Source organism: Bacteroidota bacterium (genome assembly GCA_016715425.1).
Taxonomy (GTDB): Bacteria; Bacteroidota; Bacteroidia; order Chitinophagales; family BACL12; genus JADKAC01.
Window position 1 is genome coordinate 393,749 of record JADKAC010000008.1, and the last position, 16,251, is coordinate 409,999.

Below are 16,251 nucleotides of genomic sequence, written 5' to 3' on the forward strand. Positions count from 1 at the left end.
AAGTTTTTTGCATTGTCCACTGTCAATTGTCAACTGTCAATTGTCAATTGTCAACTGTCCATTGAAAAAAAAAGCCCCCGCCATGAAATCATCGCAGGGACTTTTTATTAAATTGAAGGTATAATTATTTCAATGCCTTCGCATAATTCTCAGCTACTTTATTCCAGTTAATTACATTGTAAAATGCGCCAACATAATCCGGTCTGCGATTTTGATAATGCAAATAGTAGGCGTGTTCCCAAACATCAATTCCTAAAATTGGTGTACCTTTTACTTCTGCAATATCCATCAATGGATTATCCTGATTTGGTGTAGATGTTACCACTAATTTTTTATTGTGATCCACTAATAACCAAGCCCAACCACTTCCGAAACGAGTGCCTGCGGCAGCGGAAAATGTTTCTTTAAATTTATCGAAGCCACCAAGGTCACGATCAATTGCCGCAGCTAAATCTCCTGTTGGTTTTCCACCGGCATTCGGTGCCATAATTTCCCAAAACATACTGTGATTATAAAAGCCACCACCATTGTTGCGCACTGCTGTACTTATTTTAGAAACGTTGGCTAATATTTCTTCAATGCTTTTCTTATCCCACTCTGTTCCTTCAATTGCTTTGTTCAGATTGTTGGTGTATCCTGCATGATGTTTATCATGATGAATTTCCATTGTTTTTGCATCAATATTGGGCTCCAAAGCATCGAATGCATAAGGAAGCGCCGGTAATGTAAAGGCCATATATTTATTTTTTAAATTGTGAAAAAATTTTCAGTTATAATTACTCAACACGGTATAAAGGTATATGTTCAAAATCAACAGAACGAATTATAGAATACAAAATAAATGCATTGCGAAGCCACCAATTTCTAAACCATTAATTTTACTTCTGTTAATTACAAGTGAAAGTAATTTCCGTTTATCAGCAACTCAATTTTAAATACAGCATGATTCATTTTCAAAAAACTATTCTGGGCAATGGCCTCACGGTAATTGCACATGAAGATTTTACAACACAACTTGCTGCGGTGAATGTGTTGTATAAAGTGGGGGCACGCAATGAAGAAAAAACGCATACGGGCTTTGCACATTTATTCGAACATTTAATGTTTGGTGGTTCTGCAAATATTCCCGAATACGATACTCCATTGCAATTAGCAGGCGGAACAAATAATGCATTTACTACAAATGATCTTACTAACTATTACGATATATTACCTGTATCTAATATTGAAACTGCATTGTGGTTAGAGAGTGATCGTATGTTGCAATTGGATTTCAGCAAACGTTCTCTTGATGTGCAACGCAATGTGGTGTGCGAAGAATTTAAAGAACATTATATCAATCGTCCTTACGGTGATTTATGGCATCAGGTAAGAAAATTAGTATATCATTCTCATCCTTATCAATGGCCAACAATCGGATTGGATTTAGCACATATTCAAAATGCAAAATTGCAGGACGTAAAAGATTTTTTTTATAAATGGTACCGACCAAATAATGCCATACTTGTAATTGCCGGTGCAATAAAATCTCAGGTTGCTTTTGCATTAGCAGAAAAATGGTTTGGTGAAATCCCTGCAGAAAAATTAAGTGAAAAAATGATTGCGCAAGAACCCGAGCAAACAGAATCCCGCTTTTCAGATATCAGAAAAGATGTTCCTGTAGATCTGATTTATAAAGTATATAAAATGGCTGGCAGAACAGATAAAGAATATTATCCGCAGAATTTATTAAGTGATGTTTTAGGCACAGGAGAATCTTCTCGCTTTTATCAATCATTAAAAATGGAAAAGAAATTATTTACAGACGTAAGTGCGTATGTAAGTGGCAGCATTGATACAGGCATGTTTATCATCAGCGGAAAATTAGCAGATGGTATTTCTTATGACGCTGCAGAAAAAGGTATTGCAGAAGAAATTGAAAAAATTATTTCTGCAAATATTACAGACATAGAGTTGCAACGCACAAAAAATATGATTGAAACTGATATTGCAGGTGGTTATACTTCTGTATTAAGTAAAGCACAAGGACTCGCTACTGCCGAGATGTTGGAAGATGCTGCATTAATAAATCAGGAATTGGAAAGGTTTGAAAATGTAACTCAACAAGATGTGCGCAATGCTGCTGAATATTTATTTCAACCACAACGATGCAGCACTTTATATTACGGAACACAATCTAAAAAATAATTACATATGCTGAATCGCAAAGACCCACCTGCATTAGAACTGATAGACAGGTTGGAAATAAATAATTTTAAAACAACCGTACTTTCTAATAACACACCTGTATATATTGTGGATGGTGTGGAAGAAGAAGTAATAAAAATAGAATGGCGTTTTAATGCAGGTCGTTGGTATGAAACACAACCTGCAACTGCGAGAACTGTATTGCAAATGATGCGCAAAGGCACACTCCAAAAAACTGCTGAACAAATTGCAGATGCTATCGAATTTTATGGTGGTGATTTGGATTTTATAAATGGTCAAGACTCCACCGGAATTGTAGTGTTTTGTTTGAAGAAACATTTAGATACTATTCTACCGATAGTGATAGAAATATTACAAGAAGCATCTTTCCCGGAACCAGAATTGGAAATGATGATTCAGCGACAAAAACAAAAACTGCGCATCAGTGAAAAGAATACAGACTTCTATGCAAATCGTGCTTTTCACAGAGTATTATTCGGCGAAACACATCCGTATGGTTATGCAGTGGATGATAGTATATTAGATAATTTAAATACAGATGTTTTAAAACAATATCATCAACAACATTATAAAAATGCACCTACCGCAATTTTTATTTCTGGAAATGTAAGTGATGATATCATTGATACTCTGAATACACATTATGGTAAAATACAATTGCATAAAAAAGATGCATTAGAAAATACTATTGCAATAGAAACATCCTCCGAAAAAAAGGTTTATAAACAATTATCTGAATCAGTACAATCATCCATTCGCATTGGTAAAATAGCAATTCCAAGAACGCATCCGGATTTCTTATCCTATAATATTATGATGGTAATTTTTGGTGGCTATTTCGGTTCCAGACTGATGAGTAATATTCGTGAGGAAAAAGGATATACGTATGGAATTCATGCTACAACTTCACATAACCGCCATGCAAGTTATATGGAAATAAATACCGAAGTAGGTAATGAAGTTTGTGAAGATGCGATAGAAGAAATTTATAAAGAAATGGATTTGCTGCGCAACGAAAAAGTGAGTAGCGAAGAATTGTCAATTGTGCGCAATTATATGATGGGAAGCATACTGCGGGCAACGGATGGGCCGTTTAACCGGATTAACATTATTAAGAATCTTGTATTAAATAACATGGATACTTCTTATTACGATGCATTCGTAAATACATTGAAAACAATTACACCCGAACAGATACAAGTGATGGCAAACAAATATCTGGTGAAGGAAGAAATGAAAGAAGTGATATGTGGCAATTTACCTAAAACGTAACTTTGCATACCATGCAAAATATTTCAAAAATATATAAGCAAAGCAAAAACGGGATTGCAATTATTATTGTATTCCTTTTAAATGCATTACATGTTTCCGCACAATCTACAACTCCGGTAGATTTATTATGTGCCTATAATGAAATAGATGGCGATGTGGTTATTGTATGGAGCCCCACAATAGAAGCTTGCGGAAGCTTTGTTGAATATAATATTTACGCTAGTAATACACTTACCGGACCTTATACTTTACTTACAACTATTCCTACTTATTCTTCTTTTTTCTATACGCATGTAGGAGCAGACGGCACTATTACAACATGGTATTATTATATAGAAGCAGTATATGATTGTCCGGGATATACAATTACACTTTCAGATACTTTAGATAACCTTGATCCCATAGCTCCTGAAATAGATTATGTAACAGTAGTTACGGGAGTCAATGTGCAAATTAATTGGTTCCCAAGTCCATCACCCGAAACCACATCTTATATTATCTATCGGGATATTGGTGGCTTCACTCCAATAGATACTGTGTATGGAAGATTTACAACTACCTATACAGATTATTTAGCATTGCCTGCTGCACAAGTAGAAACATATACAATTGCTGCACGAGATAGTTGTGGCAATGTCGGACCATTTAATAATAACTCGCATCACACAATTTTATTAACCAATGAATGGGAAGTATGTACCGATTCCATTTATCTCTATTGGAATTTATACGATACATGGACACCCGGCGTAAGTGCCTATGAAGTGTTGTTGGATGATGATGGCAGTGGTGCAGTTACAGTGGCAACACTTCCTCCAATTACCACAAGTTATATTTATAGCGGACCGGAATTTGACGACGGATATATATATGCATTTATTATTCGTGCATTGCGTGCTGATGGTACTGCAATTTCAGAATCGAATACAAGAGGATTTATTATTGAAAATTATCAGCCGGTTTCTTACTATCATATTCGCAATGCAACGGTGAATGAAAACAACGACATTTTTACACAATTTTATCCGGATACGGATGGCAATATTGAAAACCTGAGTGTGCAGCGCAGTACTGATAATCTCAGTTATCTTACTATAAGTGTTGCTACTTTCCCGGGTGGTGTTCCGTTTACTTATAACTACACTGACTTCAGTCCGGATCCATCGGCGAACAGTTATTACTATCAGTCTTTTGTGAATGATGCTTGTAATAATCAAGTCTATTCCGGGTATGCCCGCACCATTTTATTAAGAGGAAATAATCAACCGGATTTCACTAATGATATAGATTGGAATTTATTTGAAATTTCAAACGGCATTGTATTGCATTATAATTTATATCGGGATGATGGAGCGGGAATGAATTTGATTTCTACATTCACTCCGGATCAAATTAGTTATACAGATAATGTTGTTGATTTTTTAAATGAAGCAGAACAAATTTGTTATCAGATGGAGGCAGTATATCAATTGGATTTACCCGACATTAATATCAGCGAACAACTCAGTAGTTTTTCAAATACACTTTGCTTAGAATTAAGTCCACGTATTTATGTACCTAATGCGATTGCCCCTGATGGCGTAAATAATTTTTTTAAGCCTGTGATTTTAAATGGTATGGAAGACACTTATTCTATGCAAATTTTCGACAGATATGGCAAGATATTATTTGAAACCACGGATATAGATATTGGTTGGGATGGAAAATTTAATGGTAAAACAATGCAGGTAGGTACTTATGCTTATGTAATTACTTTCACCGCCACCAACGGACAAGCGGTAATAAAAAAAGGTAATGTAACTGTGGTGAAATAATAGCCATCATTAAATAATTTCACATTCAAATTATATAATTATTCATGTCTATTTGGTTTGATAAAAATCTTTCGTTGCAGCCATTGCAACTATTAAATGCAAATACTATGGGAGCCCATATTGGATTGGAATTTACTGAAGTAGGTGAGGATTTTATTAAAGCCACGTTACCTGTAGATCATCGCACATGGCAACCTTATCATATTTTACACGGTGGTGCAAATGCAGTTCTGGCAGAAACTTTAGGAAGTATGGCAAGTGCAATGGTGGTGGATCACAGTAAATATTTAACCTTAGGTATTGAAATAAATTGCAATCATCTTCGCCCTGTAAATAAAGGATTAGTTACCGGTATTTGCAAGCCAATTCAATTAGGGAAAACACTACATGTGTGGGAGATAAAAATTTATAGCGAGCGCAAAAAGCTAACTTGTATTTCAAGATTAACAGTGATGATAAAACTGCGTTAATTTCTTTGTAAAATAAAAACCCGCTGCCAAGATCTTACCCCCGTAATGAAATTTTTTAAATTTCTCCCCGGCAGCGGAATTATCACCGACGGCAATATTAAATATAAATTTAACCATTGCTTAAAAATTGTTAACAAATAGAAGTGAATAATATGAAATTGGCAATTGGTTTCTTCAGCATTAAGTATTAGAGTATTCAGTTTCCTATTTAAATTATTCGTTTAAATTTGATTTCACTTTAAACCCAAATCAAGAATGCATACTCTTGTAACGGCCAAGCGTTTCGAATCTATTGATTTGTTGCGAGGCATCGTAATTGTTTTAATGGCATTGGATCATGTGCGTGATTATTTTCATGCTGATTCATTTTTGTTTGACCCATTAGATTTAGCACAAACAAATGCCGCCATATTTTTCACTCGCTGGATTACACATTACTGCGCACCTATTTTTATTTTTCTTGCCGGTACTTCAATATACATTGTTGGCAAACGAAAAGGTAAAGCAGAAGTATCTTCCTTTCTGTTGAAGCGAGGATTCTGGTTAATGTTTTTAGAGTTTACCGTAATGAATTTTGCATGGTTTTTTAATATTCATTTTTCAATTATCACCTTACAAGTTATCTGGGCAATTGGATTATGTATGGTATGTATGGCTGCAATTATTCATTTACCCTTTCGTGGCATTCTTTGGTTTGGATTAGTACTGATTGTCGGTCATAATTTGTTAGATGGAATTACTGTTACACAACCCGGATGGAAAGCAGTATGGGCAGTATTACATCAGTTCGAAATATTCCCAAATGCAATTGGAAATAGTACAATCATACTTGTGTATCCGCTTATTCCTTGGGTAGGTGTAATGAGTTTAGGATATTGTCTCGGTGCATTATACGCAAGTGATTTTGATGCCGATATCAGAAAAAGAATTTTGCGACTCACCGGATTAGTTGCAATAGCATTATTTATTCTAGTCCGCTTCATTAATTTTTATGGTGACCCTGATCCAAGAGTTACTGAAGGAAGTGGACTGATTCAATTCCTTTCGTTTTTAAATGTAAGTAAATATCCACCTTCCATGTTGTATTTATTTATGACCCTTGGGCCAGCATTATTATTTCTTGCATATACAGAAAATTTAAAAAATAAAATCACCGATAACTTGATAATTTTTGGAAGAGTACCTATGTTTTTTTACATATTGCATGTGTACCTAATTCATCTCTTTGCCATGTTAGCTGCACAACTAACAGGATACGGATGGCAAACGTTTTTATTAGAAAGGTTCCCAACTAAGGATCCTGCATTAGCGGGTTATGGTTTTAGTTTAGGAATTACTTATCTCGTTTGGATATTTGTAGTGTTGGTTACATTTCCTATTTGCAAATGGTATAATAACTATAAATCAAATCACCGAGAAAAATGGTGGCTGTCTTATTTGTGAATGGTGAATGGTGAATGATGAATAGTGAATAAATGAGTGATGAATAATCAGTGATGAATTTTTTCATTGTCAATTGTCCACTGTCAATTGTCAATTTTTAAAGTCAATAGTCAAAGTTATTTTGCTAATAGCCAATTAGTGAATAGTGAATGGTGAATAGTGAATTAAGGAGTGATGAATAATCAGTGATGAGATTTTTTTCTGAATCACAGATTTACATGGATTAAAAGATTACACTGAATATTTTATCGATTATAAAGAAATTTAAGAATCTGTGAAATCAGAGTAATCTGATTAATCAGAGATTCAGACAATGATGAATAAATGAGTGATGAATAATCAGTGATGAGGATTATAACTTGAAACACGAAACTCAAAACCTGAAACCCAAAACTTGAAACTTTTTTCATTGTCAATTGTCCACTGTCAATTGTCCATTCTAATAAACCACTTTCTTCACTTCATAAAACGAACCTGCGGAAACAACTACGGTATAAATTCCTTTTGCAGGTAATTGATAATTGCGTTGATTAAAATCTTGCGGATCTTTTATTTTATCAATTAATATTTCCTGACCGCTGATTGTATAAATTCCTACATTAATTTCTGCTTGACTATAACTTGAAAAAGAAACATTGATATTGCCATCAATAGAAGGATTAGGAAAAACATTAAAATAATCAGATGCATCATTTGCTATTGCAATAATATTTGAATAATCATGACGTCCATTAAAATCATTTTGCCTTAAACGATAATAAGTGATATCTGGAAATGGTGTTCTATCAATAAAAGAATACTCAATTGTTTCCGATGAATTACCAGCACCATTTACAATTCCAAATGCTGTAAAATCTTTCCCATTGGTTGATTTCTGAATTTCGAAATAATCATTATTTAATTCAGATGCTGTACTCCAGTTCAATAAATTTTCATAACCCATTGCATAACCCGTAAATGAAAGTAAGGTGATAGGAAGTGTAAAGCAATTTATTTCTGATGTACCGCTAAACATAATATTAAACCCACCGTAATTCGCAGTATAATTATCTACCATAATATAATATACCGGACCTACTTCTACATCAATTGCAGAAACCCAACCATCGCATGTAGAACATACATCTGTTTCACTAATATCTGTGGCTATAGAATTTAATCCTGTTGCACCCTCACCTGATGCCCATGAACAACGGATGGGTTCTGTATCCGGAGGACAAGGCAATAATCCGGTATCACCAACAATTATTGGATCTACTTTCCAAACAGCAAAATCAAAATCACTTGCCACAATTGGATCTATTGAAAAAGTAAATGTACCGGCAGTTTCAAATTGAATTCCATACCATGCAGATTGATGTTCATTACCTAACAGGCAACCTCTGTTACTTAAAGTTAAATCAGCAGAACCGGAGCCAAAATTATTATCTGCTAAAGTAGTGGATGCGCATAATTGTTTTGTATTATCACAATCCTGATTAGTACTCGGATTTGCAACTTCTGCAGCACAAATACTATACGTTCCCAAAGCCCCTCCATAACCCCAAAAACGAACCCATAGCGTAGAACCTGGACTTAGTAAATGATCTGTACTATCTATAAAAATATTGGGCATATAATATCCAGATAGCTCATCTTCATCCTCTTCACAAAGTATTTCAGTTAATGTTCCTGAACAGGTGCCTGAACTTTTATATACAGAAATGGCACCATCATATAATGTTCCTTCAAGAGTATTTATTCCGATATTTCCACTTGCAGGAACAGTAAGGCTATACCATACATCTTTTCCTGAATATATGCCTGCACAAGATGGTGTTGCCGGAATAATACTGCCAGTTGTATTTGTGGCACTTATATTATTCCATGTTGTATAATCACAACCATCCGTATTTACCGGTAATGATGAAGCAGTACATGGATTATCTCCCGGGATATTTACTTCTGTAACACAAATTTCAAATGAGCCCTGTGCTCCACCATATCCCCAAACACGCACCCAAATAGTTGCTCCGGGGGTAAGACCAGTTCTGTAGATGTAGGGCATATATTCAGTTGCAGAGTAATCGTCGTTACATTGCAAGAGCGTTAAGGCAGAACACAATGTTCCTGAATAAATAGCCATTGCACCATCAGTAAGTGTTCCTGCATAGGTATTAATTTCCACCCTCCCTGAAACAGGAACTGTAAATTTATACCAAGTATCATAAAATTGTATTCCACCGCAGCCAGGCGATGCAACAATAGTTACACTTGCATTTAAATTATTAGATATTTGAAAATCACATTTGTTATAAACAGTAAGGTCTTCTGCATTACAAGGATCATCATTTAAAGGACGAATTACAGTTCCATATAAGCAAATAAATCCATGTTGATCAGTATTATTGGCTGAACCTGATGCATTGCCACTCCTTCGTTGTATTTGTATATAATACTCAGCTCCTAAAGTGGTAGAAATAGTTACATTTCCTGTAGTATTATTAGCTACATTCGTACATGCTAATTGAGATGTAAATGAACAATCTCCCCAAACGGCTAATGTGGCATCTTTCCTTCTATTAATATTAGCAGGTGGACTTATTTCTATGGTAACATTATTTCCTGTCCCAAAAAAGCAAAACCATATATCTTGATAACTACTGCCAACTGCACAAGAAGCAACTGAGCCAATTGCTAATGTTCCATCTTGATTATTTTCAAAACTAGAATTAACACAAGTGGCATTTACCCCAAGCACATATGCGTTTGCGCAAGCTAAAGATCCCAACTGTCCAAATACTACAACAGAAACTCCAATAAAAAACAGAGTAAAAAATAATTTCATAAGTAAGGTTTAATCAAAAAATACGGCTTCAATTTTTTGATGCGTTTGGTTTTGAGATTTTAAAAGTACTGTAATAGATGAGGGCGATTAGTTAAAAGTCTAGGTCAAAATACATGGGTGGTTTACATACAGATTATGTGTGACATTAAGATGAGATTAAAATATATCTGTGATACAATGATACTAGTCATACTAAATCAAAATGATATAAATTATCTTAGCACAAAAAGATAAATATGTCAACTAAAATTTTAGCATCGGGAATTATGACTGATAAAGTGATTGTTGCAAACGTAAATAATACATTCAGTCAGGTATTGGAATTTTTTACTAAACACCGCATTCAACATTTACCTGTTGCCGAGGGAGATACATTGATAGGAATTATCAGTGATACAGATATGCTCAGCTTTATTGCTCGTCAATTAAAAACGGATGCATTGGATTATGCAAAGTTGAATATGACTTTTCAAATTAAAAATGTAATGACTCCTGATCCTATTTCTGTTACTCCTGAAGAAACTATTGAGAACATTTTAAAAATATTAGGTGAAGGAAAATTTCAATCTGTGCCTGTGGTGAAGGATGGTATTATCAAAGGGATTATTACGAATAAGGATTTAGTGAGAGCTTACAACTGGGAAAAAACACATGGTTGATTTCTGCTATTGCGTTATCCTAAATACTTTAATTTTTTAGTGCATTCAAAAAAAAGTATTTATGTAATTATTAAAGCCTTTCTATATAAAAACAATAAGTCTTATAGGATGTCACTACGTTGTATGTAGTGACATCCTTCTTTTTTTTTAAATCAAATTTTTTTTTACTAAAGTCAGATAATCCTCTTTAATAGAATCAGCAATTGCATTACAATTTTTTAAAAGTGATCCTGCAATATTCTATTTAGTATAACCAGTTAAAAGTGAAACACTGCGCAACTTTCCTTTTTCATTATAATCTTCACTGCGTATCATACCCACATTCATGCAATACCATGAAGTGGAATTAGAAGTCATTTTAAAAATAGATTTTGTATTCACCGTCTGCGAAAATTTCACGCAATCAAATGTACCCGCCGGTGTAGTAATCGTTTCAAAGCCATCTACTTTACGATTTGTAATATCCATCGTCATTGTCATAATAGTGATGTCGCTGCTTTTCACTAACATAGTCATGTGGCCATCAGGTAGTGTTTGGCCTGCTGTGGGTTTTGAAGGAAACTCTAAAAAATCCGCATCCATTTCCACTTGCATATCCTTATATGCTTCCATTGTTTCGGGCGGCATCATATTACTCATGTCCACATAAAATTTATTGTCTTCGCATCGAAAAACAAATTCAGAAATGTAAGGATTTTCGTTTTTCTTATCGGTAGATTCTATTGCCATAGTAACCTCAATACCGTTATCTAACTCTTTCACTTCTTTCACTTCTTGTTTTGAATATCCAGTTGGTTTATTCTTATCATCATAATACGCATACTCTAATTTAGCACCTACTACAGTTGGGTAATAACTTTCGCAATCAAATTTATCTGAGCGGAAACTGCTTAAAATAATTACCAGACATCCGAATAATAAAATCGTCCTCTTCATAATTCCTATTCTTTAATTTTTAAATGTTGTTAGCTCTAATGTATAAGCAGGTTTCCCTTTCTTATCCAATATCTCTCTTTTTACAAATCCCTTTTCATCATTCACCCATTCGGTATATGTAAAATCCTGTAAGTCGTAACGCAAATTATAAGTAAGCTTCATACATTGCATAGTACCTAATGCCGTTGTTACTTCTTCCATACCCAAATATTTACCATCTGTAATTTCCATCTTATTGCTGATAATACTTTTCTGTCCCATACTTTCTGTAGTGTAAGTAGAAACAAAACGCACCGCAGCAATCTGATCATTTGCTTTTGCATTACAATTATATGTCATCAGTTGCGGATCATCACTTTTATATCCGGGAACAGAAGTTTCTAAATCTATTAAGTATTTATCCTTTGCAATTGTGTAAGCAATAAATCCGTTATCATCTTCCTTTCCTTTTTTATTAATGGAAGAATACTTTGTGAGTATCACAGTTTTTTCCGCTTGCTTATCAATATTTTCAACGATATAAGATGTAGTACGTTCTTTTTCACTTTTAGCATTGGTTAATGTATTTTCCCAAGTGCTGCCTTCTTGTAAGCCGGAAAGCCAACTGCAGGTTTGTGCATTTACAATAATGCAACTCAGAATAATAAATGTTGCGATAATAAATTTCTTCATATAAAATGTTTTATAAACAAATATAACACATTGAGAATGGACAGTTGAGAATTGACAGTTGACAATGAAAAACTTAGACCATTGACATTGACAAAATAGTTTTGGGTTTCGAGTTAAGAAATTATCGATCGTCAAAATATTATTGATTACTCATCATTGATTACTGTAACTCTTCCAACTCACCCCTGCCCCTCTCTTTGGAAGAGAGGGGTGATTCGTGTTATCACAGGAGTTACCCGATTCTCTAAACCTAATTATAATAATACTTTTCGAAGGGAACTTTGTGAAAGATGTGATACTGATTATTCATCACTCATTTATTCACTATTCACTATTTGCCAATCGCTTATTGCATATTGCATATTGCTAATTCACTACTCACCATTCACTATTTGCATTTTGCCAATTGCATATTGCTAATTGCTAAATTTTTCACTAATCACCATTCACTTTTTCCTCTGTGTTATCTGTGTAATTTTTCGTGTTGATGACTTCTCATTAATTCACCCCCACCAAATCTTTTTGAATTTTTTCCAGCAATTGTTTTGCATGCGCCAAATGTTGGACATGCTCCATTATTAAAATAAGATGAGTATTAGTTTGCTTTAATGAATACGTGCCTTTTTGTTGTGCAAAGTATGCAAGTAATTTATGAAAATGCGGACTTTCATAAAAATAACTCTGTTGATTTTCCGGAAAATAACAACGCAATTTTCTGTGCTTGAAAATAATCTTCTCAAAGCCTAATTCTTTGGCAACCCATCGCAATTGAATGCCGCTGAATAATTCATTTATCTGAGTGGGAATTGGTCCAAAACGGTCCTGCAATTCTTCTCGAAATATTTTAATTCCATTTTCATCTTTCACATTATCCAATCGTGTATAGATACTCATGCGTTCACTTACACTATTAATATATTCATCCGGTATCAGCATTTCCTGATCGGTTTCAATAGTTACATCAGTTACAAAATCTTGTTTCTCTTCTATCTGCTCGGCAAATAATTTTTTATACTCCGTATGTTTTAATTCACGGATTGCTTCATCCAAAATTTTATGATACGCATCGAAACCGATGTCGGCAATAAATCCACTTTGTTCTGCCCCTAATAAATTTCCTGCACCACGAATATCCATATCACGCATACTGATTTGAAAGCCACTACCCAAATCTGAATATTGCTCAATGGTGCGCAAACGTTTTTTCGCATCATCCGGCAATCCGAATAAGGGTGGTGACAATAAATAACAATATGCTTTTTTATTACTGCGTCCTACCCTGCCACGCAACTGATGTAAATCACTTAATCCAAACCAATGCGCATTATTAATTATAATAGTATTTGCATTGGGAATATCCAATCCGCTTTCTACAATATTGGTACATACCAACACATCAAATTCATGATTAATAAATTTCAACATGCGATCTTCCAAATCATCTCCACTCAATTGCCCATGTGCAACACCGATAGAAATATCCGGACATACTTGTCTAATTAATGTGGCTATTTCTTCAATATCTCGCACACGATTATGAACAAAAAACACCTGGCCATTGCGATACACTTCAAAGTAAATTGCATCTCGAATAAATGCCGCATCAAATGGTTTTAATTCAGTAGTTATTGGTTGTCTGTTTGGCGGCGGTGTATTAATAATGGAAAGATCTCGGGCACCCATCATACTGAATTGCAGTGTGCGTGGAATAGGTGTAGCAGTTAATGTAAGCGTATCCACCTGCGCACGTAACGCACGTAATTTTTCCTTTGCCGCTACACCAAATTTTTGTTCTTCATCAATAATTAATAAACCAAGATCTTTGAATTTTACATTTTTCCCGATGATAGAATGTGTACCTATTAAAATATCTGTTTTACCTTCTGTAACAGAAAGCAATGTTTCTTTTTTTTCTTTTGCAGATTTAAAGCGATTGATATAATCCACTGTTACCGGAAAATCTTTTAATCGCTCCGCAAATGTTTTATAATGTTGCAAAGCAAGAATTGTTGTGGGTACTAAAATCGCAACTTGCTTTCCATCAGTAACAGATTTAAATGCAGCACGAATTGCAATTTCTGTTTTACCAAAACCCACATCACCACACACCAATCTATCCATCGGATATTTGCGTTCCATATCCTTCTTCACATCCACTGTTGCCTTTTCCTGATCGGGAGTATCTTCATAAATAAAAGAAGCTTCTAATTCATTTTGCATATATCCGTCGGGAGAAAAAGCAAATCCTTTTGATGCTTTTCTTTTAGCGTATAATGCAATTAATTCTTTGGCAATATCTTTTACTTTAGTTTTTGTTTTTCGCTTCAGATTTTCCCATGCATCACTTCCTAATTTATTTAACTTCGGTTCTGTTGCATCCTTACCTGCATAGCGGGAAATTTTATGTAAAGAATTTATATTCACATACAGCAAATCATTATCTCTGTATCGCAATCGCACAGCTTCCTGTACCTGACCATTAATATCTAATTTTTCTAATCCGGAATAAATGCCTACACCATGATCAATATGAGTTACAAAATCTCCGGGTTGTAATTCCCGCAAGGTGCGCATAGTAAGTGCATCCTCACGACTGTATCCACTTTTTAAACTGTATTTATGATAACGTTCAAATATTTCATGATCGGTAAAACATAACACTTTTTGTTCATGATCTACAAAGCCTGCACTGATAGATTTCACAATTGCTGTGTATTGCATATTTGCTTTCAGATCGGTAAATATTTGATGAAAACGTTCTGCTTGTTTTGCATTGCTTACAAATAAATAGTTGCTATATTTTTTTTCATGATACTGTTCCAACTGTTCAATCAACATATTAAAATTGCGGCTGAATAAAGGTTGTGGTTGTGTATTACAAATTATTTCCACCACATTATCCAAAGCAGTTTGTAAACCAAATTCAATATGTGCAAACGGCATTATTTGTTCGCTGATTTGTGTTGCATTTTCCAACAACACGGCAGGTGGCTGATCACGAAATGGATGGTGTGCAGGCAGATGTTTTGCTGACTCCATCAGATTAAACCAATCAGCTGCATCTTCAAAATATTTGTTGGCAGTTTCAATGATATAGCGCACATCTTTAAACCAAATAATTGTATTGGATGGTAATGTTTTAAACAGAGATGCTTTTTCATTTTCATCAAATTGTGTTTGCATATTGGGCACAATAGTTATCTGCGCAATATTTTTTACTGACAATTGTGAGCCCGGTTCAAACACACGAATGCTCTCCACTTTATCATCTTCCAATTCGATGCGATAAGGTAAATCATTGCCGAAAGAAAAAATATCTAAAATACCTCCACGCAAAGAATATTGACCCGGTTCAAATACAAATTCACTGTATTCAAATCCATGTTCAGCAAGCACATCTAATATAAAATGAATATCTAAGGATTCATCTTTTTTCACATGCAGTGTATTACTTTTTAAAACTGCGGGCAACACTGCTTTCTCAGGTAATGCTTCGGGATACGTAATTATTAATTCACCTTTTGTTGTAGAGTGTGTGAGTTTATTTATTACCTCAGTGCGTTGTAAAATATTATTTGGATCCACTTCATCAAATGCACCGGGTTTTTTAAATGAGTCGGGAAAAAATAAAATATCTTTCTTCTGCAACAAACTTTCCATATCATTTAAAAAATACGCAGCATCCTCTTTTGTATTGAGAATTACAATATGATTAAAACTTGTTTTCTTAAAAACCGCTGTAAGAATCATGCTCGCAGCAGAGCCTGCAATGCCCTTCAGATGAATATTTACACCGGGTGTATTTTCTATCTGTTCAGTAATCGTATTAACTCGTACATCATTTCCCGTGTACCGGGAAATCAAATTCTCCAAATCCATTCGAAGACACAAAATTAATTACACTCAATCTAAATTATACAATATCTATAGTTTGTTATTCTATTTTACTT

At 34.4% G+C, this 16,251-nt stretch carries 11 protein-coding genes; 6 read left to right on the forward strand and 5 right to left on the reverse strand.

Annotation, left to right across the window (positions count from 1 at the left end; all coding sequences use genetic code 11):
* Positions 1-124 precede the first annotated feature (124 nt).
* Entirely contained in the window at positions 125-736 is a 612-nt protein-coding gene (locus tag IPN31_15745) for a superoxide dismutase (protein MBK8683327.1), read from the reverse strand.
* A 206-nt stretch (positions 737-942) separates the two neighbouring features.
* Here IPN31_15745 and IPN31_15750 point away from each other — a divergent pair, with 206 nt between their 5' ends.
* The 5 genes from IPN31_15750 to IPN31_15770 all read left to right on the forward strand — a co-directional run bounded on the left by IPN31_15750 (position 943) and on the right by IPN31_15770 (position 7,207).
* Positions 943-2,187, forward strand: coding sequence for an insulinase family protein (locus IPN31_15750; protein MBK8683328.1), 1,245 nt, complete (start codon positions 943-945; stop codon positions 2,185-2,187).
* A 6-nt stretch (positions 2,188-2,193) separates the two neighbouring features.
* The gene (locus IPN31_15755; protein MBK8683329.1) at positions 2,194-3,480 is read left to right on the forward strand and encodes an insulinase family protein; all 1,287 of its coding nucleotides are present in this window, start codon (positions 2,194-2,196) and stop codon (positions 3,478-3,480) included.
* A gap of 11 nt (positions 3,481-3,491) precedes the next feature.
* Positions 3,492-5,294: a gliding motility-associated C-terminal domain-containing protein gene (locus IPN31_15760; GenBank protein MBK8683330.1), complete on the forward strand. Its 1,803-nt coding sequence runs from the start codon at positions 3,492-3,494 to the stop codon at positions 5,292-5,294.
* A 44-nt stretch (positions 5,295-5,338) separates the two neighbouring features.
* Positions 5,339-5,764, forward strand: coding sequence for a hotdog fold thioesterase (locus tag IPN31_15765; GenBank protein ID MBK8683331.1), 426 nt, complete (start codon positions 5,339-5,341; stop codon positions 5,762-5,764).
* 255 nt (positions 5,765-6,019) lie between these two features.
* On the forward strand, positions 6,020-7,207 hold the full coding sequence (locus IPN31_15770; GenBank protein ID MBK8683332.1) for a DUF1624 domain-containing protein: 1,188 nt from the start codon (positions 6,020-6,022) through the stop codon (positions 7,205-7,207).
* A gap of 439 nt (positions 7,208-7,646) precedes the next feature.
* Here the strand turns inward: IPN31_15770 and IPN31_15775 are convergent, their stop codons facing one another.
* Entirely contained in the window at positions 7,647-10,034 is a 2,388-nt protein-coding gene (locus tag IPN31_15775) for a T9SS type A sorting domain-containing protein (protein ID MBK8683333.1), read from the reverse strand.
* Positions 10,035-10,270: 236 nt separating this feature from the next.
* On the opposite strand from IPN31_15775, the gene IPN31_15780 reads away from it, so the two are divergent.
* Positions 10,271-10,693, forward strand: a complete 423-nt coding sequence (locus tag IPN31_15780; protein ID MBK8683334.1) for a CBS domain-containing protein — start codon at positions 10,271-10,273, stop codon at positions 10,691-10,693.
* Between the two features lie 240 nt (positions 10,694-10,933).
* On the opposite strand, the gene IPN31_15785 is transcribed toward IPN31_15780, so the two are convergent.
* From IPN31_15785 to mfd, 3 genes are all read right to left on the reverse strand, one after another.
* Complete coding sequence (locus IPN31_15785; GenBank protein ID MBK8683335.1) at positions 10,934-11,629, reverse strand: hypothetical protein; 696 nt, start codon at positions 11,627-11,629, stop codon at positions 10,934-10,936.
* Positions 11,630-11,641: 12 nt separating this feature from the next.
* A complete protein-coding gene (locus IPN31_15790; protein MBK8683336.1) occupies positions 11,642-12,301 on the reverse strand; it encodes a hypothetical protein in 660 nt (219 codons plus the stop codon).
* 498 nt (positions 12,302-12,799) lie between these two features.
* On the reverse strand, positions 12,800-16,180 hold the full coding sequence (gene mfd / locus IPN31_15795; protein ID MBK8683337.1) for a transcription-repair coupling factor: 3,381 nt from the start codon (positions 16,178-16,180) through the stop codon (positions 12,800-12,802).
* Positions 16,181-16,251 lie beyond the last annotated feature (71 nt).